Raw genomic sequence first — 23,955 nt, forward strand, 5'->3', positions numbered from 1 at the left:
CGTCAGAGTTCCATTTCGATCGCGGGAGCGACGACGTTACGCCACCGGCTGAACAACGGCCGGCACGCCAAATTGAAGATGAACCAGCACCCCACAACCGTCTCGGGCGCGTGGAACGCGTTCCAATGCATCTTGCCGTGCGCCAGCTCGTTCCTGAGCGACGGCCCCGGCCGGAAATTGAAAAGCAGGTCGATCTCGTGGACGATGTCGACGCCCCACATCGCCTCCAGGTCGCCACGGTTGACGTCGAGCAGCGCGCCAAGCGCACGATCACCCTGCAACAGGTCAGCCTCGACCTTGGTCGGGTCGGCATTTCCGAGCACCAGCATGTGTCGCAGCGAATTCTCCAGCTGCGGGAAAAGGATGTGGGCGGCCGAGACGTAGTCGCCCTGGAACATGCGGGCGAACCCCAGCGAGAAGATGTTGCCATAGCCCGGGGGCACGAAGGGTGTGGTGTGCGTGATCGGCACGAGATGGCGCTCCTCGACACTGAAGCGGTCGAGAAGCGTGCGGCGCGCGGGCTCGATCAGCCCGTTGACCTGCTGGAACCTGGTGACCGACATATGACGGACGCACTTCGCCTTGACCCAATCCTCGTCTGGCTCGCTGTCCAAACCTAGAGCGTCCACCCGGGCCACCGTCTTGCCGTCACCGTCGAGATATTCCGAGCCGCCGATCGCATCGAGGATCGACCCCTTCGCACCTGCGATCGCGGCCGCGCGAAGCTCGTCCCGCTTCGGTGCATCGACGAGGATCAGCATCTGCGCGAACGCGTCGGGCAGGCTCAAGCCTTCGAACAACTCAACCGCCGCCGCCCGCTCCTCGGTGAGATCGATCGGGATGAGCGTCGACCCCATCTCGTCGCGCGCCGACAGCTGCAGCTGCCGCATCTCGTCGAGAAGCTGGCGGACACGATCCTTCGTCCCCTTCACCTCGCGTAGCTCGGCGACCGCCAGCTTGGTCCAATGCGCCTTCGCCAGCGAGCCATGGCACTGGTCGCGCATCTTCAGCGTCTGTTCCGCAGCCTCGCGACGGCAACGATCCTCGTCGTCGGGCCGCTGGGACCAGCCGTGGCACCGGGCAGCCAGAAGCCAAGCGCGCTTGACGGCCTCGGGATAGGCGTTGGCGGGCGCGGCTGACGCGAGAATCTCCGCCTCACGCGACGCATCGTCCGGCGTCAACAATCCCACCCCCATGCCGATATCGGCCAGCTCGACGAGCTGGACGTATGCGGCATCGGCGCGAGCCTGATCCCAAGCGCGCTCGAACGCTCCGCGCACCGTCGCGGCGATGTCTCCCCTCTTATTGAGCAGCCGCATCAGGTCGATGGCGCGCGCGATCGGCTTGACGACGTCGTGCATGCCGAGGGCGACGCCGGGGATGCCCGGGACAACGGTCCCGGCGAGGACCCTCATCGCAACCTCGCAATACGCCTCCATCGCTGCCCGACCGGCACGGTGATGGCGACGGGCGTTGAGGAACGCGACGTCGCCCATCCGGGCGCGCAAATGCGCGTGGGCGATCGAGGGCGCCATGTCGGCTACGACGTCGTTCTGCTCGCCGCGGATGTCTGAGGGAATCATCGACCTGCGGTCGCCCATGACGAGCTTCGCGCCGAACACCTCGGCCGGGTCGTCCAGCCGCATGTGGAACGACATCAGGCCCGCCAGCAGATCGAACACCCGCTCGCGCGATCCCTCCCCAGCGGCTGCCGCAACGGCCGCCGCGTCACGGAGGTCATTCTCCACCGAATAGCCGTCGGCCGAAGTGCGCGCGGCAAGGAACGCGTCGAGGCCGCTGGCGGCGAAATCCTCCCGTGTGGCGAGGACATAGAGCGGACGGTCGTCTTCCGGCTGGTCGGACATCCGTCCGTTCTCCCCCTGTTCCGGATGCTTGTCCAGCGCCGCCATCGGTCGGGGACGGAGAACGACCGGTGAACCACGTCTCGCCATCGGCTTGGCGGGCTCTCGGAATCTTCATCAAAAAGAGGAAAAAGATATGCAGGACATCGATCTGTCCGGCGTCGATCCGACGCGCTGGGCCGAAACCCGCCGCCGCGTCGGGATAATCCGCGAGTGGTGCGCCAAGCCGCGCCACACCAAGGCCGAGGGCATCGCCGCCGCCACCCGCTTGGGGCTCAGCGTCGGACAGTTCAACCGCCTGGTCGCGAGTTGGAAGGCACACGGCGATGCCCTTCGGATCAGTGGCAGCAACCGGCGGCGGGGAGCCAGCACCGGCACAACCACTTTGCCGGCTGCCACGCGCGCCGCCATCGACGCGGCCATCGCCACCGTGGGTGCGGACGCGGCCTTCCAAGCCGTCCGCGACGAGGCCGCGCGTCGCTGCCGCGACGCGGGGACACCCGAGGCGTCGGAAGGCATGGTGCACTACCTGCTCATGCGCGCGCGTCGCGATGGCGCCCACCGAGCGCGTGCCGATTCAGCGCGGCTCCTGATCGGTCATGTGCAGGCCCTGCTGCCCGTCTCCGACGGCGAAGGCGGCGCGGGCATCCCTACCCTGCTACTCGCCGTCGAGGAAGCTAGCCGCCGCGTGATCGCACATCGCCTGACGATCCATGGCGCGCCATCGGCGAACGCCGTTGATTCACTGGTCAACGAGGTCCGCGAGGGGCAACCGACCGACCGGCGGGGCGAGATCGTCGTCGCGAAGGATCTGGCCACCTCGCCGCAGGAGGGCATCAAGCATGGCGGCGGGCCCCGTCTGCTGGCATCCATCCTCGGCAGCCACCTCGACACCCTCCCGCTAAGGCACCAGCGGGCGCGGCCGGGCGAAACGCGTCGTGCACCGGGGCAGCCGGTCAGCCTAGAAGACGCCCACACCGCCGTTTCCAGCGCGGTCGACGCCCACAACCTGCGGCTGTAGCCCATTCGCCCGCGGCGCGGACGCCCCGGCTCACTCCGCGAGCATCCGCAAAGCGTCGAGAAGCCCATCCGGCGGCGTCGGGGCCCCGCCGCGACGTTCGATGACCTTCGTGGCATTCCAGGTCGCAACTTCGCGGGCGATGCGAAGTTCGGCCTCGCCCTCGGTGAACACCTCGTCACCTTGGGTCAGCGGCGGCGGCCCCTTCGCAACCCACGTCGGTCGCAGCCATATGCCGCCGATCCGCTCGCCCACATACTTGCGCAGCTGCGATCCATACCGACGCTCGCGCGTAATCAAATCGACATCGGCGGGGCGGAGCGCCGCCTTCATGTCTGCGACCCGATGGGACCAACTTTCGCCATCGGCGCCAACCACGATGTCCATTCGGCGCATGGCCGCGGCCCACGGCAGCGGATGAGGCGTATCCTTCACCGCCTCCCGTGCGCCTATGGCGGCGCGACGGTAGCCACCGACGCTATCGGCCAGCGACCCCATCGCCCAGCCGAGGATGCGAAGCGTTCCGCGATCGATAAGGCAGAACAGCGCGAACGGTTTGCCGCCTGCGTCACGCATCGCCACCGGGCAACAGTCGAGCACGACCGATTCGCCGAGCATCGCCATGTCCGCGACGCGAGCCTGTTCGCGGGCGATGATGGCGCGCACGGTCTTCGGCGACGGCATGGTCGGGCCGTCCTTCCTGCCGATGGCTGGCACGCGCGCGCGCACGGCGTGTTCGAGATCGCGCCGCAACGCCTCGACGGAACGAGCCCCTTCAGCCGCTGCAGCGATCACCTTCACGACCTCCGCCTGAAGCGCGGCGTTGACGGCCGGGTCGATCCGGCGCGTGCGATCCGGCGAGCCCGCGGCATAAGAGCCAACGGCCAGAAGTCCCGGCCTTCTGCGCCAGGCCGACGCCATCTGGTAGAAGCGGTTCGGCTCGACGCCAGCGGCGGCGGCCGCCGTCACCGCCGTCAGCTCGCCGCGGTCGCCCACCCATCGCCGCAGAAGCTCGATGCGTGTTGCCGCGCGACGCCGCAACGCGGGCGACATCGACAACCAGGCCTCCCTCTCCTCTGCCGTCGGCCGCTGTCCGACCAGCGATTCGAGGTCGACCACGATGTCCGATTCGCCAGCCACCGATTCGGCATGCGCGACATCCTCGCCCCGCGTGATCCCCACGGCGGTAATAGCGGCGGCGCGCGGGCGCTTGGTGGACTTGGGGACGCGGGTCGAGGCCATTTCCGCGGCATACGATGGTTAAGAGGCTGCGCCAACCCATTTGCAAATGAAGACGCATAAAAAGTTGTTGCCAAAATCGAGGTCCGTCCTATGTTGCATCTTCATTTGCAAACAATGGGATGACAACTCATGCGGTTGCAGAAGCCCCCGAAATCCGTCCAGGCGACGCAGGTCCGCAGCTTCGGCAGGATCGACGCGCTCCGGATCGTGCGGCCGATCGGCCCCGGCCCGATCCGCCAGATCATCACCGGCAACAAGGTCGTGGTGACGACCAACTATCCTTCGAAGAAGAACCGCTGCGCGCACCCCGCCGAAGCGCAGACCGAGGGTGCGGGCACGAAGCACGACGAGGTGGTCACGCACATCGTCCGGTCGAAGCCGCAGCCGTTCCGCATCGAGGCCGTCATCGACGGCGTCCTGTTCCGCAGCGTGCCCGACCGCATCCGGCTCATGGCCGACGGCTCGCGCTCGATCGTCGAGTTCAAGCGCGAGTGGAAGGATTTCGAGCGCGAGGAGGCGCAGGCCCAGTCGACGCTCGCCATCGCGGTCGCGGACGAACTCGGCCTCATATACGAGCGCAAGACCCTCGCCTGCCTCGGTGACGAGACCCGGCGCGCCAACATCAACCGCGTCCAGCTCTACCGCTTCGTCCCCGTCACCGTCCGCCAGGAGATGACGGCGACGCGTATGCTGGCCGAACGCGGCCCCCTCGCGCTCGGCGAACTCGCCGACGCCATGGCCGCCGACCACCGCAACGGCTTCGCGCACGTGTGTGCACTCATGGTGCGCCGCATCGCGGCCATCGACCTCGACGGTCGCGAAATCAGCCGCGACAGCCGCGTCGACCCCGTCCCGCCCCTCCCGACCGTGATGCCGAGCATCAACGTGTAGCCTCCCGCCAACCCGACAATCCGCCCTTCCAGAGGCGGCTGCCGGGATGCGCGCCCCGGCCGCCGCGACGAACCCGCGCGCCCGGAGAAGATGAAGTGAAGATCAAGAACGTGATCGGCCGCACCATCAAGGTCGATGGCCAGAAGCTATTCGTCGAAAAGGCGCTCGGCGACGGGTTGCTGCACATCATCGAATTGCCCGGCGGAGCGCCGTTCCGCCCGATCAACGAGGAAACCGGCGACCGCATGATGCCGGACGAGGCATTCATCAACGAGGTGAACCGCCGCGGCCTGCTCGAGATCCTCGCGGACGAGAACGGACCGATCGTCGGGGCGCTGCCGCCGGAACCCCCGATGACGCCCGAGGAAATCATGGCCGTCGATCCGATGGCCGAGGTTCGGGTAATCGTCGTGGACGGGCTGCGGGAGCGCGGGGCTCACGCGAACGACCCCGACCTCTCGCGCCAACTGAAGGCTGTGTGGGCCGAGAAGGGACTGGCAAAGAAGGCCGGCCCGACGCCGCCGGTCTCGACCGCCCGCGCGTGGCTGAAGAAGGTCGAGAACGATGTGGCCACCCTTTCGGCGCTGATGTCGCGGTCGGGTCGCGTGCCCCGCGCGCGCCGGCTCGATCCCGAGATGGTCGAGATCGTCGAGCTGCTCGCGCGCTGGTATTACGCCCTGCGCGGACGCCGATTGCAGGACGTCGTGACCGAGGCGGACAAGAAGACGAAGGAGTTGAACGCCCGACGCAAGGCGCTGGGCCTGCAGCCGCTCCGCCCCCCGTCGCGCGAGACACTCCGCCGCGAGATCCAGCGCATCCTGTGCCGCGAGACCTACGCCGAGAAGTATGGCGAGAAGGCCGCAAAGTCGCGGTGGGACGGTTCCGGCAAGGGTCTCTCGGCGAGCATCGCGCTGGAACTTGGTCTGATGGACGACACCGTCATCGACAACGTCGTCGTGTTCGACGGACGGTCGGCGGTGCCGGCGGGGCGCCCTTACATCTGCGTGCTGCTAGACGTCAGCACGCGGGCCGCGCCCGGATGGGTGACGAGCTTCGTTCCGCCCACCGTGCAGACCGCGGCGGCGTGCGTCAGGCGCGCGGCGTTCGGGATGCCCGTTCGGCCCGACCGCGCAGAACGCTACCCGGTCCTGCTCGAGATGAACGGCAAATTCGACGAGATCGGCGTAGATAACGGCAAGAACTACGCGTCGACGTCGTTCCAGCACGCGCTCGCCGACATCGGCACGACGCTTCGGCTGATGCCGGTCGGGTCGCCGCGGCACAAGGCCATGGTCGAGAGGCTGTTCCACACGCTCAAGACCTTCCTGCTGGAGAAGCTGCCGGGCTACACCCTCAATCCCGCGATCCTGAGGGAGTTCGGCTACGATCCCGAAAAGGAAGCCGCGATCACAATCAGCGACCTCCAGAGCCTCATCGCGGACTTCTTCTACGCCTACCACATCGTCGTCCACAGCGGCATCGGGACGCAGCCCGCGAACGCCTGGCAGAAGTCGATCGAGAAGCACGGCCGCAACGTCGTCGCGAACCCGGCCAAGCTGGCGGTGCTGGTGCACGCCACCATGACGAGGCGCATCACGCGTGCGGGCGTCCGCGCGTTCGGCGGAATGCGCTTCACGCATCCGCAGCACGCGCCCGCCCTGCTCGACGCCATCGTGGCGCGCGAGAAGGTCCGCAACCGCACCAGGGCCGGGACCACGGCCACCGCCCACATCAAGTATGATCCCGAGGACCTCGGCGCTATCTGGGTGCTGAACCCCGACACGAACGAATACCTGCGGCTCGACAATGTCGATCAGGAATACGCCAAGGGGCTCCCGCTCTGGCGCCACCGGCAGATCGTCAAGTGGGTCGAGAAGGAGAACCTCGCCTTCAACACCGTCGAGGAGCGGCTCGAGGCCCGGCGCTTGCTGAATGAGCGCATCCTCGAACTCGCGCCGGAGATGAAGAACCGCGAACGCCGCGCCATGGCGCGCATGCTGGGCAAGCCGCTTGTCGATGCGGAGGTCGACTTCGCGGAAGCACCGCCGACGCACGACGGTCTCGCGCCGGTCATCGAGCACGACCTGGCTGCCGACGAGCGCATCGACGCCGAGGTCAGCTTGAGTCGGCCCGGCACCCTGACCGGCGACGGCGCCGACGACGCTGACACCGACGGTGAGGCGGCAGCCGGCGCTCGCGGCGGCGACGCCGACGACCGTGACGACGGAGAGTCGGACGTCGAGACCGAGATCCAGGATCCGCTGTGGAGTTCGCCGCCCGACGAGGACGACCAGTGGGAGGACCTCGCATGAGCTTCGACCCCAAGCGCGCCCGCGCGCCCTTCGCGCCGCAAGAACTCGTCCCCGCCACGGGCGATCCCGGCAAGACGCCCAGCGCCACGGCCGTCGGCGTCAGCCGCGCGCGCTACCGCGCGATCTACATCAGGAGCCCGGCCCATCGCCGGGTCCACCTGGCGTTCGATCGGCTGCGCGCGCTCGGGCTGGCGACGCCCGGGATGCCGCAGCGCGCCGTCCGCAACAGCGCACATTCCGGATCCGGCAAGACCGCCAACGCGGAGGCATACGAGAAGCACGCCAACGCGAACGCGGCCGAAGGAACGATCCCGGTCCTGCACGTCGAACTCGACAAGGCATCCACCGTCGCGCGCCTCTGGGCATCGGTGAACGAGAAGGCCGGCGACGACTACAGCGACAAGGGATCGGAGGACATGCTGCGGCGGCGCGCGTTCAAGCTGCTCAAGGAAAAGAGCGTGGAACTGCTGATCATCGACGAGGCGCAGCACCTGTCCTACCGTTCGAGCTCGCGCAACGACGTGACCGATTCCCTCAAGAAGGCGCTGGACGACGGCGTCGTCCCAATCGCGCTGGTGGGCAACCAGGACCTCGCGCCGCTGCTGTCGCAGAACATCCAGCTCTCCAACCGGATGGATCCGCCGTGCGATCTCGAACCGCTGGACGTGCGAGTGGAGCGTGACCGCAGCGAGTTCAAGGGATTCGTCGGCCGCCTCGACGACGCCATGCTCGCCCGGGGGATCGTCACGGAGAAGGCGAACCTGGTCGAGGTGCGGACGCTCGGATGCCTCTACGCCGTCAGCTCGGGCATTATCGGACGCGTCTTCAACCTCGTCGAGCAGGCGCTCGTCCACGCCCTCGAGCGGGGAGCGACGCAGATCGAGCTGTTCGATCTGGCTGCGGCTACCGACCGCTGGGCGATTGCGCAGAAGGTCGTCGACTACAATCCGTTCCGGACCGGCGCCAAGCTGTGACGGCGGATTTCGAAGAGGTGGCTCGCGGCTTCGGCCGCGAGCCGCACCTCCGCCGCGTGGTGCTCCCCCTAAAGGCGGTCCACGAGCGCGAATCGCTGATGAGTATCGTCTATCGCACCGCCGAACGGACGGAATTGACGCCGGGGCACATCATTCTGTCTGCTGGCTACCCCCACCGCCAGACATACAACATGGCAGTGACGGAACTGCAACGCGCGCCCGATCTCGCCTACGTGCTCGGCGTCGCTGAAGACGAGGTCCGCGCCCGAATCTACGCGGAGACCTTCCACTCGGGCCGCGGATGCACATTCGTGAATTTCGCGGGCGCGTCGGTCCCGGCGACGCTCCTGAACGTCCGCGAGAGGAAGATCGCGCCGGCCGCGCTCGAGGATCGCCCGTTCCACCACCTGTTGTCGGAGCACCGGCTGCTGCCCTTCGATGCTGACACGGGCACCTTGTTAATCTCGCGCTGTCCGGAATGCCGCAAGCGGCTAGCGTGGACCGTCGTCCGGTCGTTTTACCGCTGCCCCTGTGGCGCCGATCTGCGCACCGCGCCATCCATCGCCGTGCCCGAAGAGTTCGTCGATGGCGCGACGGCAATGGCGCACCTTCTCGACCCACGAACGGCCACGCACGCTCCCGCCGTCGAGGCGCTACCGGCGTCGATCCGGACTATGAACCGCGGCAGCCTGTTCGAGATCGGCTGGCAGACCGCCGTTGCGATCGGTTTCGCGGAGCGGCCGGAGGCCAATGCCGCCAACTGGCCGGACGACTGCAAGATCCGAACGCTCGACCTCGCCGCCCGACTGCTCGCGAACTGGCCCGCGAGCGCCGAGGCGGCCTTCGCCGAGATCGCCTCGACGGAGCACCGGCGCCGGGCCGTCACCAGTCTCGCAGCCCTTGCCCGGTCGACCCGGATTCCGGACGATGTGCGCGCGGGTATCCGGTCCATCCTGCCGCCGCGCGCGACGGCGACCCGGGCCGCTTCCTCGGGCCGGCCCCACGGCGTCAACCTCACCGCCTCTGAGCGATCATTGCGGCGCGAGGCGTATGCGGCCCGTGGCGGCGAGGGCACGATCGTCGGCGATCGCGTTGCCGATTCCGTTTCGATGAATCAGGCGTGCCACATCCTTGGAACGTCCATACAGGACACATCGCGCATGCTCCGCACGATGGAACCGGTTGACGCGCTCGGCGCGCACAAGTCACGCGTTCGCTACGCGCGTAACGACGTCGAACGCTTGGCCGACCTCATCGACAACCGGATCCCGATCGACACGCTTTCCTACCGCTCCGGCATATCGATCCACGGCATCGAGCAGATGGTCTGCCTTGGCTACCTTGACCGTCTTGACGAACCGGCGATCCTGGCGGGTTACAAGACGCCTCAGGTCGATCGCCGATCGGTCGTAGCCCTGGTCGATTGGATCGTCCGGCGGTCGCTCGATCACGAGCCGGATGGCTGGATCTCGCTCCCGCAAGCGATGAAGGCCATAGGCGGCAGGGAGAAACCATGGGGGCCGGCATTCACCCTGCTGTTGACCGAGCAGTCGCTGCCATTCTTCTGGCGCGGCGGCGAGCGGGATGGCTACCTGCCCACCGGCGCGATCATCGTCCCGCCAAGGGCGACCGAGGCGTTCCGCACGGTCGCCTTCTCGAGGCTGGATCATCCGCTTTTCGATTTCGACGAATACCTTACCGCCAGGGACGCGACGACGGTTCTGAATATCTCCGATTCTAAGTTCACCAAGATTCGCGAAAAACATTTCCGAGGCGCGGTCATTAAAAACGGCCGGATCGCGGCCGCGGCGGTCATTGCCGCCGCGCAGACCTGGGTGGCACCGGGCGAGCTGGCGGCTAGGTCCGACCGAACCCCGCACGAATGCTTCACCGAACTGCAGCGCGCCAAGCTGCCCCGAACCTTGCTCGGCTTTCCGCGCCTCGAGGCCGAGCGCCTCATGAAATTGGCGCCCAGCGATTTCTGACCGGTCGGGCCGCTTAGGTCACTGTCATTGCCGACTGCATACCCTAAGCGGGTATGCCATCGGATTGGAAGCTCGTTAGCGGGTATCCCACGATGTGCAGAATTACGCTTTTTGGACGATTCCAAGGGGTTACGGCGAACATCCTAAACGAGCACGATCATCAGCGATCCATTCAGGTTTTTGCAAATTGCCGGCGCGGGACTGAATCCCGCGCCGTCGGACCTCGCTTTGCGAGGCCGGCCGATCGGCGTCTCACGATTAGCACGCGCTAATCGTGTGCGCCTCTGCTAGAGGATAACATCCCCCTCGCCACCCGCGAGGATGCGGCCCATCGCCTCGAACAGCGCATCCATCGCGACCGGCTTGAACAGCACTTCGTCGGCGCCCGCGGCGATGCACCGCTCGCGCAGGTCGAGCGCGGTGTCGGCGGTGACGACGATGATCGGCATCTTCGCCTTGGCGTCGGTGCGCGCGCGGATCGCCTTGATCGCGGTGATCCCGTCCATGCCGGGCATGCGCAGGTCGATCAGCGCCATGTCGTAATCGTGGGCATCGATCATCTTTAGACCGATCTCGCCATTTTCGGCCTCGGCCATCGTGGCGCCGGCTACGTCGAGCATGTCGGCGACGACTCGCCGGTTCATCGGATCGTCCTCGATGAAGATGACGTTCATCAGCGATTCCCGCGCGGCGCGGCGGAGGGGGTGTGTTGCAGCATTACGACTCCCCTAACCATCATGCGGCCCGACTAGCAATATCATCATTCGTCGGATGCGTAACGATTGCGTTGACGAGCGCGGCGCCGGCGATCGGCTTGGCAATCAGCTGATCGACCCCGGCGGCGGCGAAGCGGGCACGATCGGCATCCTCCGGATTCGTCCACAACAAGGATACCGGTACGCCTGTCAGCGCGCGGACGCCACCCTCCGCATCGCCGTTCATCGCAACGGTGACTTCGTCGATCAGCACACGGCCGATCCCCCCGGCCGCGAGCGCCGCGACCGCTTCGTCGATCGACCCGGCGATTTTCAAAGCGGCGACGCGCGACGCGAACAGCGTCTTGAGCATCGCGCGGCTGATCGGGTTCTTGTCGACGATCAACAACGCAGCAGCATCGCTGGCGGCGGAAACCGGTGCTTCCTCGGCGAGCCGCACCAGCGGCAACGCGAAGGTAAAGGTCGACCCCTCGCCTTGCTCGCTGGCCACCGTCACGTCGCCGCCCATGGCACGTGCGATGTTGCGGCAGATCGCGAGGCCGAGCCCAGTCCCGCCGAACTGCCGCGTCGTGCCGGCATCGGCCTGGCGGAACGATTCGAAGATCAGTTCGAGCTTGTCGCGGGGAATCCCGATCCCGCTGTCGCGGATCACGACCGTCATTTGCTCGCCCTCGCTCGTCTCGATCACGCCGGACGAGACTTGGATCGTCCCCGACTGGGTGAACTTGAGCGCGTTGGACAACAGGTTGAACACGACCTGGCGCAGCCGTGCCGGATCGCTCTCGATCCGCGGCGGCGCGGCGGCGAGGTCGAGCTCGAATCCCAACCCTTTGTCCCGCGCCTGCTCCTCCCACATCCGCGACACATCCTTGAGCATCGCAGGCAGATCGACCGGTGCGCGCTCGATCGTGAGGTTGCCCGTCTCCATCTTCGCGACATCGAGGATATCGTCGACCAATGCGCGCATCGACACGCCCGCGCCGTGCACCACGCCGATCCGGTCGCGCGTCGCCTCGTCGAGCCGCTGATCGGCCAGCATCACCTGGGTCATGCCGAGGATACCGTTCAACGGCGTGCGGATCTCGTGGCTGGTGGTCGCGAGGAATTCGGTCTTGGCGGCGAGCGCCTTGCCCAAAGCGGCGTTGGTCGATTCAAGATCGACGTTGGCGGCGCGCACCTCGTTGCGGCTGCGCCGGATCGTGACCAGGCCGAAGCCCAGCATGCCAACGATGATCATCGCGCTGATGCCCGACCCGACGAAGATCCAGAATTGCGTGCGCGCCTTCGCTTGTTCGAAGTCCAGTTTGCGCTTGGCATCGTCCGCCTGCAGCTTCGCGATCTTCAGGTCCTGATTCGCCGAATCGAACCGCGCCGCCATCAGCGCGGTGTTGGTCGATGCGCGCAGCTTGCCGATCTTGTCGTCGAGCACCTTGAGCGCTTCGAGCTGGGCTAGTGCGTTGGGTTTGTCGCCCAACGCCTTGTAGATTTCGTATGCGGTCTTGCGCGCCTGCCAGAATTGCGTGTCGTCAGCGCTATCGAGGCCGGCGAAGGCCTGCTCGATCTGGGCGCGCGCGCCGTTCAGGTCATGCCGCTGCAGCCGGGCTTGCGCCGACACCGCGAGCACCTTCGCGCGTTCCTCCGACGAGGCCGTCGGCCCCAGCAAATGGAACGCTTCGGCCAGCGTGCGGTCCGCATCGTCGAGCAGGCCCGCCGCCAGTTCATTGCGCGCGACGTTGCGGAGGATCGGCAGGAGCAACGCTGGGCTCTTGAGCCCGCGCGCCAAGTCCATCGCCTTGTTGAACTCGGCCTCAGCCTCCCGGTAGCGTCCGAGTTCGCGCAGCATGTCGCCACGATTGTTGTGCATCGACACCAGCAGCAACGGGTCGCCGTGATACACGTCGAGCGCCTGGTCGACATATTTAAGCGCACCGTTGTAATCGTTCGCGTCGAGGTACAGCGCCGAAATGGTCAGCAGCGCAATCGCCTGGCTGCGCGTCTCGCCGATCTTGCGGTAGATTTCGAACGCCGCCTGGATATCGGTCAACGCGCCGGCAACATTGGCGGTCAGCGCATTGTAATTGCCCCGCGACAACAAGGCGTCGGCGTTCAGCTTGGTGCCCGGCGCGACGCGGACGATGCTGGCAAGCGCTTCGTTGATCAGCGCCCCACCCTTCTGGATCTGGTTGTCGCGGACGGACGCTTCGCCGAGCAGCCAGCTCGCGGTCGCGCGTGCAATATCGCCCGCGACGCCGGTCAATCGCTGGGCATCGGCGCGCGCTGCAAGCGCGCGGTCGATCGCTTTGTGCGGGTCGGTCAGCATCGTCGCGCGGGCATCGGCGATCGCCACATCGACCCTTGCCTGCGCCGAAGCGGCGGATTGCGCCTGCACGCCCGTCGGCACCCCGGCGAGCATCAGCAAAACGATCAGTGTTCGGCGAAATCCCGCAATCATGCCTAGCGCATGACAGATGCGAGTTAAGACGGCGCTAAGCCTGACGTCAGGCGACGCGGCGGAAGGCGCCGGCGCGAAATGTCGCGCGCGCCGAATCGACCAGCGCCGCATCCTTGTGATCGCGCATATAATGGCAGAAGGCGTCGATCTCGAGCGGGCGACTGATCAGATAGCCCTGGATCATGTCGCACCCCATGACGCTGAGTAGCGCTAGCGCGGCGGGGGTTTCGACGCCCTCGGCAGTCACTTCCATCTCCAGCGCGTGCGCAAGATCGATGGTCGAGCGGACGATCAGCGGGTCGCGATTGCTGCTGGTCAGTTGCAGCACGAACATTTTGTCTATCTTCAGCTCGCGCGCCGGAAGCTGTTTCAGATACGCCAGGCTCGACAGGCCGGCGCCGTAATCGTCGATCGCGATCGCGATGCCATGGTCGGCGAACACGTTGAGGTTGGCGATCGCGCTGACGGGGTCGCGGATCACCGAGGTTTCGGTGATTTCGAAGCCCAGCGACACGTCCGATGCGCTGACGATCTCGCACGCGCGCTTGACGAACTTGGCGTTGCTCAACAACTGACCGGAGATGTTGACGAAGATCGGGATGTCCTGGCCCTCGGCGCGCAGCCGTTGCTGATCGGCGATCACCTGCTCGATCGTCCATAGGGTCAACCGGTCGATGTCGCGCGTGCTTTCGGCGAGCGGGATGAAGTCGCTGGGCAGGATCAGCCCGCGTACCGGGTGCCGCCAGCGCACCAAAGCCTCGGCACTCGCCACTTCCTGGCGGCGCACATGCACCTTGGGCTGGTATTGCAGGAACATCTCGCCCCGGTCGATCGCGTGCGTCAGGTCGCGCTTGAGTGCCATCACGTCGACCATCGGGTCGAGCATCGACAGGTCGCGGACGACGGGGCCGTGCTCATGGCGGGACTGATTAAGCGCGTCCTCGACCTCTTCGGCCAGCCGTACGTCGTTGATGAGGCCGGGCGGCCCCGCCGCGACACCGATCGCGAGGTCGACGGGATGGTTCTCGCCGTCGAGATCGAACGGCTCGGCGACCGCGCCCGCCAGCACCTTGGCGAAACGGTCGAGGTCGGCCGCGTCGCCGACACAGGTCTCGACCTCGATCGTCCAGCGCCCGACCACCGATACCGCGGCATCGGGCATCAGCGCGACGATCCGGTCGGCGACGTCGAGCGCGACGTCGTTCGAGCGCGCCACGCCGAGCAAGCGGCGCAACGCGGCCTGATTGGTAAGCTGCAACAGCGCCTGGGCGATCCACGGCTTGGCGAGCGAGATTTCGGTCGGCGTGACTCGCGGGTCGCGCCCGCGCGCGCCAGCCGCACGCCCGCGCCGGGCGACCGACAGGTCCGAGGAATGATCCGAGGTGCGAACGCGCGCCATGCCCTGGGCAATACCCTCCTGAACTGAAGGAACTCTTAAGTGCGCCATATTGGCTCACTCGCATGCGAATAAGCCGCTATACGCGAATTGCTTTCTGGTTAAATTTCAATTAATAATTGGGCTGTGCCCGGGGTGGGCGCACAAGGAGTAAAGCAATGCTCGCGTTTATCATTGCGCTTATCCACGGCGACACCATTCGCCCCTGGTAAAGCGATTTTAGACGGCCCGCTTCCCGCCGGTTTTCCTCGTTTTAACAACGGGATGCCGGTGGAGGCGGGCCGCTCTTTATCCGGCGTCCCGGCACTGTAGAAATCCGCAGCATTGCTGACTGAAAGCCGTTAAAAATTAACTATTTGTTAACTTTTCCGAATCGGATGTTAACCATCTAACGATCGTTGAAACGGCCGTTTTCGATTGTTGCGTCCAGGCAACAGGTTGACCCGATAGGCGGCGGCCTATTCCGCCGACCAACCTCCGCCCATCGCCTTGAACAGCGCCGCGGTCTGTTGCCGCAGTTGCGCGTCGCTCGCCGCGAGGTTCTCGCGCGCGCGCAGCACGTCGATCTGCGTGTTGATCACCGTGTCCTGTGCGACCAGTCCGGCCTTGTAGCGTGCGAGGTCCGCGCCCGCCGATCGATCGGCATCGGCCAGCGCCTGGCGCAGCAACGCGTTGCGCCGCCGCTCGGCATCGATCCGCGTCAAAGCATCCTCGACGTCGCGCAACGCCTGGAGCACGGTCGCGCGATACGCCTGGTACGCCTGCTCGCGCTGCTCCTTGCGCACGCCGACCGTGGCCTTGCGCCGGCCCCAGTCGAACAGCGGGAAGGTAGCGGCACCCGTGCCGGTCAATTGCAGGCTGTCGCCGGTGAACAAGGTCGCGAGCGAGGTGGAAATGAGTTGCGCCATCCCGGTCAGGCTGAACTTGGGATAGAGATCGGCGGTCGCGACCCCGATATCGGCGGTCGCGGCCGCTAGGTTGCGCTCGGCCGCGCGGATATCGGGGCGCCGCCGCAGCAGGTCGCTCGGCAACCCGGCCGGTATCGCGGGCGTCGCGGCGAGCGCGGGCAAGGTACCCGACAGTTCGCCGAGCAGGTCTTCTGGGTTCTGGCCGAGCAGCACGCCGAGCGCATGCTTGCGGACGTCGAGGTCGGCCTTGAGCGGCTCGAGCCGCGCGCGCGTCGCGGTGATGTTGCCGTTCTGCCGCGTCACGTCGATCGCGGGGACCAGTCCGACCTTGGCGATGTTACCCGAGATTTGCAGTGCGCGGCCCTGACGCTCGATTTCGCTGTTCAACACCGCGATCTGGTCCTGGTCGAGCCGCAGCGCGAAATAAGCGTCGGCGACCTCGGCGGCCAGCGTCACTGCAGCGTCGCGGCGGTTCCATTCGGCCGCCTCGGTCCGCGCCAGCGCCGCCTCGACCCCGCGCCGTCCGCCGCCAAAGATGTCGAGTTCCCAGCTCGCGTCGAACCCGACCGCATAGGTCATGATGCTGTCGCCGGGGAGTGCCACGCCGCCCGCCGTGCCGGAGCCCGAGCCCGATCCGCTCCCGCCGCCGCCCGAAAACGCGCGCGCGAGCGACGAAAAACCGGCATTCTTGCTGAACCGCACGTCGGTGACGTTGGCGTCGGCGTTGACCGTCGGCTTGTACTGCGCGCGCGCCTGGATCTCGCCGAGCCGCGCTTGGCGCACCCGGCTGGCGGCGGTCGCCATGTCGGGATTGTCCTTGAGCGCGCGGTCGATCAGTCCGGTCAGCGCGGGGTCGCCGAACGCTTCCCACCAGCGCGCCGGGTCGATCGCCTGCCCAGCCGGCGCGGGGCCCGCAAAGGCAGCTGGCACAGGCAGACCGGGCTTCGTGTAATTGGGGCCGACGGTGCAGGCGGTGACCGCGAGCATCGACACGAACAGGATCGGTTTCTTCAGCATATTAATGTCCCATTCCGCCACCACCGGCCTTGCCCGACCGCAGCAGCAGCACGGCCGGCGTCAGCACGAGGACGACCACCATCAGCGACCGGAAAACGTCGAGGAACCCGGCCATCGCTGCTTGCCGCCCGACGATCTGGTACAGCACCGCTTGGGGCAGCACGTTCGGGTCGCCGACCCCGGCGAACGCGCCCTTCGCTTTCGCCATCCAGTCGGTGTAATTGGGGTCGAGCGGGTTGAGCTTCTGGACGAGCTCGGACTGGTGCCGCTGCACCGCGTTCGCCAGCATCGTTTGCGCGGTCGAAATGCCGATCGTCCCGCCCAGGTTGCGCGCGACGTTCAGCAGGCTCGACGCCTGTGCGGTCTTTTCGCGCGGCAACCCCTGATACGCGACCGAGTTGATCGGCACGAACAGGAACGGCAGCGCCATTGCTTGATACAATCGCCCAGTCGCCGCGTCGGCGAAGGTGATGTCGGCCGACCAGTGCGACATGTTCCACAGTGCCGCGGCTTGCACGAACAGCGCCCCGCCGAGCAGGATTCGCGCGTCGACCTTGCCCGTCAGCCGACCGGCGAATGGCACCGCGACCAACGTCGCGAACCCGCCGAAGGTCATCGCGAGCCCCGCGTCGAACGACGAATAACCCATCACCTGTTGCAGCATCTGCGGGATCAGCTGCGTCGTGCCGAACAGGATCACGCCGGTGATGCCCATCACCAGCAGCGTCACCGCGAAGCTGCGGTTCTTGAGCAGCTTCAGGTCGACGACCGGGTCCTTGTGGTTGAGCTCCCACAAGACGAGGCTGATCAGCGACAGCGCCGAAATCGTCGCGGTCATGACGATGAACCCGCTCGAGAACCAATCCTCGCGCTGCCCGCGGTCGAGCGTGAGTTCGAAGAAGCCGAGTCCCGCCGCGACGAGCAGCACGCCGACATAATCGATCCGCAAGCCCCCCTCGATCCGCTTCGCGCGGTCCTTCTTCACCTGGTCCGGCTCGGCGACGAACAGGTAGCTCAACACGACCGCGACGATCCCGACCGGCACGTTGATCAGGAATACCCAGTGCCAGCTCCACGTCTCGGTGATGTACCCGCCCAGCGTCGGCCCGAGCACCGGCCCCACCACCACGACGATCGCGAACGCCGCCATCGACATGCCGCGCTTTTCGGGCGGGAAGGTATCGACCAGCATCGATTGCTCGACCGGCGCTAGCCCACCGCCGCCGATCCCCTGCGCCACGCGCGCGATCACCAGCGTCGTCAGGTTCGGCGCGATGCCGCAGACAAAGGACGCCAGCGTGAACAGCGCGATCGAGAACAGGAAATAACGCTTCCGCCCGATCGCGTCGCTGAGCCAGCCGGAAATCGGAATGATGATCGCGTTGGCGACGAGGTAACTCGTCAGCACCCATGTCGCCTGGTCGACCGTGATCGACAACCCGCCGGCGATATGGTCGAGGCTGACATTGGCGATCGAGGTGTCGAGCACCTCCATGAAGGTCGGGAGAGAGATGATGCCGACGATCAGCCAGGGATTGTACGGCCCCGCGGCCGAGCGGCTGGCATCCCAGCCGCCTTGCCCGCCCGCCGGCTTGGCGGTCTTGCTCTTCGAGCCTGCGCCCGCGCCTTGCGCAGCGCTCGCCATGTCAGCGGACCTTGACCGTCGGGACCACCGACATGCCCGGGCCGATCGGGTAATTGCGCGGGTCGGGATAATCCTTGCCGATCAGAAAGGTGATGCGCACCGGCACGCGCTGGACGACCTTGACGTAATTGCCCGTCGCGTTCTGCGGCGGGAGGATCGAGAAGGCCTGCCCCGCGCCGCGCTGGATCGAATCGACCCGGCCGCGAAACTTCACGTCGGGAAAGGCGTCGACCTTGATCGTGACTTCCTGGCCGATCCGCATGTCCTTGAGCTGGGTTTCCTTGAAATTGGCGGTGATCCACATCGTGTCGGGGACGATCGCCATGACCTGCGTGCCCGGCGCGACGTACGACCCGACGTTGATCGAGCGGTTGACCACCTGGCCCGACACGGGTGCGGTCAGGCGCAGGTCGCCGAGCGTGATGCGCGCCTGACTGGCTTGCGCGCGGCGGGCGGCGATGACCGCACCCGCCGCGTCGGCGGCCTTGCGCGCGACCCCGATCTGCGCGTCGGCGCTCGCCACCTGGCGCCGCGCCGCGGCGGCGTCGGCGGCGGTCGAACGGGCATTGGCGCGCGCCTGATCGAGTTGAGTCGAGGCGACGGCCGCGCGGTCGATCCGCGCCAGGTTTTCGTACCGCGCCAGATCCTGCGCCGCCTTGGTCGCGGCGGCGAGCGGCACGAGCGACTGCGCGCGGGCCTGATCGCGAGTGGCGGTCGCGGCGGCAATCTGCGCCTGCGCCTGGCTATACTGCGCCATCGCCTGGTCGACCCCGGCCTGAGCCTCCGCCAGTTGCGCCTCGGGCCCGCTCGGCTTGATCACCGCGAGCAACTCGCCCGCCTTGACGTGGCGATTGTCGAGGTCGGCGACCTGCATCAGCGTGCCGGCCACTTCGGGCGCGATCCGCACGATATGCGCGTCGACGAACGCATCGTCGGTCGATTCGAATTCGCGCGCGTGGAGGTAATAGAGCGTCCCGCCGATCACGAGCGCCGCGACCACCGCGACCGCGATGATCCAGAATATCGGTTTGCGAAAGACCGGCGTCTTCCTTTCGCCGTTGTCCGCGTCGTCCTTGGGACGCGCGTCATTCGCATCGGCGGGCTGTTCGTCGCTCATGATTGCTCCTGTCGCTCGGCGATCATCCGGTCGAGGATGGCGTCGATATTGGCCACGACGCGCGCGGCGTAATCGTCGATGACGTCCTGGGTCAGCGTCTCGCGCTCGAGCATCTTGCGGCACGTCGCGCGCGCCGCCTTCATCACCAGCACCTGGCCGAACAGCGAGATCGCCGCGAGCCGCGCCGCCGCGCGATCGTCACCGCCGGTCGCGACGCAGATCAGCTCGACCAGCACGCGCGCGGTCTGCCCCATCGGCCCCGCATAGATGCGCTCGAACGCCTCGGTCGGGTTGAGTTGCTCGCGCATGATGAACAGCGCCCAGGCATTGCTCTGCGGTTGCTGCAGCCGCTCGAGGAAATTGCGCATGATCGCGGCGATCGCGCCGCGCGCCGCCGCCGGGTCGCCGCCCGCGATGACGCGATCGAACGTCGCGATCGTGTCAAGACCGCCCATCTGCTTGGCGACCTCGTCGGCGGCGGCGAGGTACAAGCCTTCCTTGCCGCCGTAATGATAGGTGATCGACGACATCGCGGTGTCCGCCGCCGCCGCGATCTCGCGCGTGCTGACGCCGTCTAGCCCGTGCTGGCCGAATTGTTCGATCGCGATATCGAGGAGTCGCTGCTGAACCACGCGCCGCCATGTAGTTCGTTCGAACGAACAAGCAAGCGTAGATTTCGTTGGGGAGGGCCCGAGCGGAATAACCGGTCGACATCGCCCTGGTTCCCCGGCCCGGTTGCCGAAATCTTCACCACTGCGCGCTAGCATCGCGCGCAAGGCTTATCCGAACGAGGAATCGAATGAAGGATCGTCAGTTCACGGTCATCCTGGCGCTGGTCGTGGCAGCAGGGCTCGTCATGGGCCTGATCGCGTTTCGCATGACCGCCGGTGCACCGGTTGGGGTGGCGGGCAACGCGGCGGTCGCGAACGACGGCGCGCCGCATCCCTCGCCGGCGGACGAACTCACGACCCAATCGACCGATAGCCCAACCTTGTCGCCAACGCCGGACAACACGCAAAACGCGGAACCCGCGGTTCCGACGGGCGAGCCGCCCGAAATGCGCGGCCCGGGCAGCGGCGACCCGCCGGGAACCGCAGCGAGTGCGGCACCGCCGGCCGCGCCGTCGAGCGACGCGATCCAGTAACCGGCGTGATGGGCAGGCGCGGCTGGATTCTGACGGCGCTCGGCGCGATCGGGGCGATCGTCGTCGGCATGGGTGTGGCCAGTCTGGTGGGCCCGTCTCCGGGACACAAACCGGTCGCGGCAACGACGGCCGCAATGGTCCGCATCGATCCCGCGCCGACGCCTACGCCGACACCATCGCCCATCGCCGCGGTTCCCTTGGCACGTCCCAGTGTGGAACCCGTTGCCATCGCGACGCCCGCGCCCAAGTCACGGCACGTACCGATGCCACATCCGGAGCAATCGGCAGCGCCCGATGTGGTGACCGTATCGACGATCAATTCGTGGTGAGCGCCCCTTCGCTGCACTGCGACAAATTGCAACAATAGCGACATTGAACCGCGACAAAGCGCGCCTATCTAGCCCTTGTCGCGGTGAGTCCTCCCCTTGCTGGCCGCGACCTTGATCGGCCTTATCCCCCTTGGCCGATCTCCCCGAACTGCGGGGCGGTCCGTCCGGGCCGCCCCGTTTTTTATGCGCAGGCGCGCTAGCGCCGAGCAGGGCGGGCGGACGGCTAGCAGCCGATCCGGTCGACGGCTTCGCCGGCCGCCCGCTTCACCTTACAAATACGGCTTCAGCGTATATTCCACGTCGCGCCGCGCCCCGCCGCGCTCGACCGCCAGCTTCACCACGCGTCCCGGTGGCCCGCCGATCGCGGCCGGCGCCTTGTCCCACGGCACATCGACGATCCGGTCGCCGACCGCCATCCCGGCGGCTGCGGCGGGGCTGCCCGCGCCCACCGCGACGACGGTGACATGGCCGCCTTCCTGTTCGATCCAAAGACCCGATAAGCCGTAGCGCGCCTCGGGCACCGATTGGCGGCTCGGCTGCACCCACAATTTGCGCCCGCGGCTGTCGATCGACAGGTTGAAACGGCGGATGAACGACAGGCCGAGGATACCGTCGACATTGCCACCCACCGTATCGCCGAGCAGCGTGATCAAGGGGCGATCGTGCCGCGCCCCGCCCATTTCCAGCGACTCGACGCGGATCGTGCGCGCCAGCGGCCCCGTCCCGCCGATCCCGCGCGGGCGAAGCGGCGCGTAAGCGCGGCCACTGTCCCACAGCCCCAGCCGCTTGGCCGCGGTCTGGTTGAGCATCAGCACGCTCGGCGCCCCCGTATCAAGCACGCAGCGGATCGGGCGCCCTTCGAGCAACACCGTCGCCATGATCTTGCGCGATCCGCGATCCGCCTGATCCGCGCGCGGGATTTCCGAATCGAGCGCGACGAAGCCGGACCGGTCGCCGTGCCCGTCGGGATAGATGCGCAGCTCCCCCCGATCGAAATCGAGGTCGGTATCGGTCGCGGTCAGGATACCCGCGGCGAGCGCGCCGTAGATGTCGCTTTGATAGCCGAAGTCGAACGAATCCTCGAGTACGACGCTCGGCTGGCGGATCCCACCGCCGATCACGAAATTGTCGGCGCGATAGATCGCGTAGGACCCCCTGCCACCGACGCCGCGCGAGCCTTCATACCCTTGCACCGGCAATTTCAGTTGCTTGGCGAGGTCTGGGCGGATCAGGCTGACATAGGTGCCGGTGTCGATCATGAAGATATACGGCCCCTTGCCGTTCATCCCGACCGCGACGAGCACGCGATTGTCCTCCAGCGCGATGCTCGACGTGAACACTCGCCGGTCGGCCGCCAGTGCGATCCCCGGCATTGCCAGGCCGCCCGCCAGTGCCGCCATCACTTCGCGCCTGCCGATCATCGCGCCACTCCATTGTTTTCGCGGGCGAACCTAATCGGATTTTAGCAATCGTGCAGGCAAAAAGTGACGCGTGTCGCCCCGCTTGTCCGCGCCCCGCCCGACCCTTAAGCGTCCAGCGGTGACTTCGCACGATCCCTCGGCCGACGCGTTGCAGGGAGCGTGGCGCGCGCTCGACGGCGATCCATCTTTGCAACGCAACAAGGTGATCGTCGCCGATGCCATCGCGCGACATCGCGGGCTGATCGATCGGCGCCGCGCGGATGATCTGCACCGGCTGCTGATCGACCCCGACCTCGACCCGCGCCCCTTCGCCGCGGCCGGTTGGCGCCACCTTGCGGCATGCGGCCGATTGCCGACGGCCGACGCAGCAGGCGCGGCGCTGGTGGAGTCGAGCGCGTTCCTCCGCGACCTGCTGACCGAGACGTTTGTCGCCGTGGCGGACGCCGAGCGCGCGCTGTCGGCGCTGCGCCGCTGGCTGCTGTTGTCTGGCCACGCAGCCGACTTCCCGAAAACGACCGCCGCGTTCGTCGCGCAAGCCATACGAAACGAAGGAGCATGGCCGTTCGAACCGGACGAACGGGCCGCGTTCGAGGAGCACGCGCTACGGCCTGCTTACCTCCCGCCCCGCCCCGCGCCACTCGCCGACGCGGACGCGTCGTCGACCACCGCGCGCGTCGCGGCGCAGTATGAAGGGTGGCCCTATCCGACATGGGAACGCATCACGCGACGCCGGCGCTCGCTGCGGCAATTGCTCGACCGGATCGACGCGGATGCCGCCACGGCCTTGCCCGCGCGGCCCAAAATCCTGATCGCAGGTTGCGGCACGGGGTCCGAAGCGTTGCGCTACGCGCGGATGGCGCCCGAGGCGCGGATCACCGCGATCGATTTGAGCGCGACCTCGCTGCGTTATGCGCAAGAGCGCTGCGCGCAGGCCGACAACATCGACTTCCGGCAGATCGACCTGCACCAAGTGGCCGACCTCAACGCCAGCTTCGACGTGATCGTCTCCGCCGGTGTGCTCCACCATCTGCCCGACCCCGAAGCGGGCTGGTCGGCGCTCGTCGGCGTGCTTCGGCCCGGCGGCGTGATGAACGTGCAACTCTACAGCACGGCCGCGCGGCTGCCGCTGCAGGCGGCGCGGCGGAAACTCGCCGATCTTCTGGCGCGCCCGGTTGACGACGATTTGATCCGTGAGGCACGCGCGCGGTTGAACGCCGCGCCATACAACCCGCTCGCCGAATCGCCCGACTTCTACAGTCTCGCCGGCGCCTACGACCTGATCTTCCACGAGCATGAGGATCCGTTCGACATCCCGCGGATCCGAGCGGCGATCGAAGCGAACGGGCTCGAGCTGTTGCGCTTCGTGCTACCGTCGCCGGACGAGCAAACGCGCTATCGTGCCGAGCGACCGGACGACCCACACAACCGCGACTTCGCCGGGTGGCAGGCGTGCGAGCGCCGCGACCCCTCGCTGTTCGCCGCGATGTACGATTTCTGGTGCCGCAAACCGGCGTGAACCTGCCCGG

The 23,955-nt window shown here is 66.9% G+C and carries 18 protein-coding genes; 8 read left to right on the forward strand and 10 right to left on the reverse strand.

The annotated features are described in order from the left end of the window. Nucleotides 1-2: 2 nt before the first annotated feature. Nucleotides 3-1,865 carry a hypothetical protein gene (locus E7773_RS11735; RefSeq protein WP_293991439.1) on the reverse strand — a complete coding sequence of 621 codons (1,863 nt, stop codon included), beginning with the start codon at nucleotides 1,863-1,865 and terminating at the stop codon, nucleotides 3-5. A 133-nt stretch (nucleotides 1,866-1,998) separates the two neighbouring features. Between E7773_RS11735 and E7773_RS11740 the strand changes: the two genes are divergently transcribed. Then, nucleotides 1,999-2,883, forward strand: a complete 885-nt coding sequence (locus E7773_RS11740; protein WP_293991441.1) for a hypothetical protein — start codon at nucleotides 1,999-2,001, stop codon at nucleotides 2,881-2,883. A 30-nt stretch (nucleotides 2,884-2,913) separates the two neighbouring features. Here the strand turns inward: E7773_RS11740 and E7773_RS11745 are convergent, their stop codons facing one another. Continuing rightward, a complete protein-coding gene (locus tag E7773_RS11745; protein ID WP_293991443.1) occupies nucleotides 2,914-4,122 on the reverse strand; it encodes a hypothetical protein in 1,209 nt (402 codons plus the stop codon). Nucleotides 4,123-4,251: 129 nt separating this feature from the next. On the opposite strand from E7773_RS11745, the gene E7773_RS11750 reads away from it, so the two are divergent. The 4 genes from E7773_RS11750 (at nucleotide 4,252) to E7773_RS11765 (ending at nucleotide 10,284) form a co-directional block, all read left to right on the forward strand. Next, nucleotides 4,252-5,013 (forward strand): hypothetical protein, encoded by a 762-nt coding sequence (locus E7773_RS11750; RefSeq protein WP_293991446.1) that lies wholly within the window; start codon nucleotides 4,252-4,254, stop codon nucleotides 5,011-5,013. Between the two features lie 95 nt (nucleotides 5,014-5,108). Further along, nucleotides 5,109-7,325, forward strand: coding sequence for a hypothetical protein (locus tag E7773_RS11755; RefSeq protein WP_293991448.1), 2,217 nt, complete (start codon nucleotides 5,109-5,111; stop codon nucleotides 7,323-7,325). After that, entirely contained in the window at nucleotides 7,322-8,299 is a 978-nt protein-coding gene (locus tag E7773_RS11760) for a TniB family NTP-binding protein (RefSeq protein ID WP_293991449.1), read from the forward strand. The genes E7773_RS11755 and E7773_RS11760 overlap by 4 nt, the downstream gene beginning before the upstream one ends. Continuing rightward, a complete protein-coding gene (locus E7773_RS11765; protein ID WP_293991450.1) occupies nucleotides 8,296-10,284 on the forward strand; it encodes a hypothetical protein in 1,989 nt (662 codons plus the stop codon). Before E7773_RS11760 ends, E7773_RS11765 begins: the two co-directional genes overlap by 4 nt. 287 nt (nucleotides 10,285-10,571) lie before the next feature. On the opposite strand, the gene E7773_RS11770 is transcribed toward E7773_RS11765, so the two are convergent. The 7 genes from E7773_RS11770 to E7773_RS11800 form a co-directional block, all read right to left on the reverse strand. After that, nucleotides 10,572-10,958 carry a response regulator gene (locus E7773_RS11770; RefSeq protein ID WP_293991451.1) on the reverse strand — a complete coding sequence of 129 codons (387 nt, stop codon included), beginning with the start codon at nucleotides 10,956-10,958 and terminating at the stop codon, nucleotides 10,572-10,574. A 61-nt stretch (nucleotides 10,959-11,019) separates the two neighbouring features. After that, the gene (locus tag E7773_RS11775) at nucleotides 11,020-13,452 is read right to left on the reverse strand and encodes an ATP-binding protein (RefSeq protein WP_293991452.1); all 2,433 of its coding nucleotides are present in this window, start codon (nucleotides 13,450-13,452) and stop codon (nucleotides 11,020-11,022) included. 46 nt (nucleotides 13,453-13,498) lie between these two features. Continuing rightward, complete coding sequence (locus E7773_RS11780) at nucleotides 13,499-14,851, reverse strand: EAL domain-containing protein (RefSeq protein WP_293991453.1); 1,353 nt, start codon at nucleotides 14,849-14,851, stop codon at nucleotides 13,499-13,501. A 455-nt stretch (nucleotides 14,852-15,306) separates the two neighbouring features. Then, nucleotides 15,307-16,773, reverse strand: coding sequence for an efflux transporter outer membrane subunit (locus E7773_RS11785; protein WP_293991454.1), 1,467 nt, complete (start codon nucleotides 16,771-16,773; stop codon nucleotides 15,307-15,309). Between the two features lies 1 nt (nucleotide 16,774). Then, nucleotides 16,775-18,418 carry a DHA2 family efflux MFS transporter permease subunit gene (locus E7773_RS11790; RefSeq protein WP_293991456.1) on the reverse strand — a complete coding sequence of 548 codons (1,644 nt, stop codon included), beginning with the start codon at nucleotides 18,416-18,418 and terminating at the stop codon, nucleotides 16,775-16,777. A 1-nt stretch (nucleotide 18,419) separates the two neighbouring features. Further along, nucleotides 18,420-19,535, reverse strand: coding sequence for an HlyD family secretion protein (locus E7773_RS11795; protein ID WP_293991457.1), 1,116 nt, complete (start codon nucleotides 19,533-19,535; stop codon nucleotides 18,420-18,422). Further along, nucleotides 19,532-20,167, reverse strand: a complete 636-nt coding sequence (locus E7773_RS11800; protein WP_293991458.1) for a CerR family C-terminal domain-containing protein — start codon at nucleotides 20,165-20,167, stop codon at nucleotides 19,532-19,534. The genes E7773_RS11795 and E7773_RS11800 overlap by 4 nt, the downstream gene beginning before the upstream one ends. A gap of 167 nt (nucleotides 20,168-20,334) precedes the next feature. On the opposite strand from E7773_RS11800, the gene E7773_RS11805 reads away from it, so the two are divergent. Both E7773_RS11805 and E7773_RS11810 read left to right on the forward strand, forming a co-directional pair. After that, nucleotides 20,335-20,679 carry a hypothetical protein gene (locus E7773_RS11805; protein ID WP_293991459.1) on the forward strand — a complete coding sequence of 115 codons (345 nt, stop codon included), beginning with the start codon at nucleotides 20,335-20,337 and terminating at the stop codon, nucleotides 20,677-20,679. Between the two features lie 8 nt (nucleotides 20,680-20,687). Next, nucleotides 20,688-21,008, forward strand: a complete 321-nt coding sequence (locus tag E7773_RS11810; RefSeq protein ID WP_293991460.1) for a hypothetical protein — start codon at nucleotides 20,688-20,690, stop codon at nucleotides 21,006-21,008. Between the two features lie 269 nt (nucleotides 21,009-21,277). Here E7773_RS11810 and E7773_RS11815 read toward each other — a convergent pair whose 3' ends face one another. After that, nucleotides 21,278-22,429: a retropepsin-like aspartic protease gene (locus E7773_RS11815; RefSeq protein ID WP_293991461.1), complete on the reverse strand. Its 1,152-nt coding sequence runs from the start codon at nucleotides 22,427-22,429 to the stop codon at nucleotides 21,278-21,280. Between the two features lie 118 nt (nucleotides 22,430-22,547). Between E7773_RS11815 and E7773_RS11820 the strand changes: the two genes are divergently transcribed. After that, nucleotides 22,548-23,945 (forward strand): class I SAM-dependent methyltransferase, encoded by a 1,398-nt coding sequence (locus E7773_RS11820; RefSeq protein ID WP_293991463.1) that lies wholly within the window; start codon nucleotides 22,548-22,550, stop codon nucleotides 23,943-23,945. Nucleotides 23,946-23,955: the final 10 nt, after the last annotated feature.

It is taken from the genome of Sphingomonas sp. (genome assembly GCF_004799495.1).
Taxonomy (GTDB): Bacteria; Pseudomonadota; Alphaproteobacteria; order Sphingomonadales; family Sphingomonadaceae; genus Sphingomonas.

Coding starts and splice junctions, on each gene's coding strand:
- E7773_RS11735 (WP_293991439.1), bottom strand. CDS start 1,865: ATGTCCGACCAGCCGGAAGACGACCGTCCGCTCTATGTCCTCGCCACA.
- E7773_RS11740 (WP_293991441.1), top strand. CDS start 1,999: ATGCAGGACATCGATCTGTCCGGCGTCGATCCGACGCGCTGGGCCGAA.
- E7773_RS11745 (WP_293991443.1), bottom strand. CDS start 4,122: ATGGCCTCGACCCGCGTCCCCAAGTCCACCAAGCGCCCGCGCGCCGCC.
- E7773_RS11750 (WP_293991446.1), top strand. CDS start 4,252: ATGCGGTTGCAGAAGCCCCCGAAATCCGTCCAGGCGACGCAGGTCCGC.
- E7773_RS11760 (WP_293991449.1), top strand. CDS start 7,322: ATGAGCTTCGACCCCAAGCGCGCCCGCGCGCCCTTCGCGCCGCAAGAA.
- E7773_RS11770 (WP_293991451.1), bottom strand. CDS start 10,958: ATGAACGTCATCTTCATCGAGGACGATCCGATGAACCGGCGAGTCGTC.
- E7773_RS11775 (WP_293991452.1), bottom strand. CDS start 13,452: ATGATTGCGGGATTTCGCCGAACACTGATCGTTTTGCTGATGCTCGCC.
- E7773_RS11780 (WP_293991453.1), bottom strand. CDS start 14,851: ATGGCGCGCGTTCGCACCTCGGATCATTCCTCGGACCTGTCGGTCGCC.
- E7773_RS11785 (WP_293991454.1), bottom strand. CDS start 16,773: ATGCTGAAGAAACCGATCCTGTTCGTGTCGATGCTCGCGGTCACCGCC.
- E7773_RS11790 (WP_293991456.1), bottom strand. CDS start 18,418: ATGGCGAGCGCTGCGCAAGGCGCGGGCGCAGGCTCGAAGAGCAAGACC.
- E7773_RS11795 (WP_293991457.1), bottom strand. CDS start 19,535: ATGAGCGACGAACAGCCCGCCGATGCGAATGACGCGCGTCCCAAGGAC.
- E7773_RS11805 (WP_293991459.1), top strand. CDS start 20,335: ATGAAGGATCGTCAGTTCACGGTCATCCTGGCGCTGGTCGTGGCAGCA.
- E7773_RS11810 (WP_293991460.1), top strand. CDS start 20,688: ATGGGCAGGCGCGGCTGGATTCTGACGGCGCTCGGCGCGATCGGGGCG.
- E7773_RS11815 (WP_293991461.1), bottom strand. CDS start 22,429: ATGATCGGCAGGCGCGAAGTGATGGCGGCACTGGCGGGCGGCCTGGCA.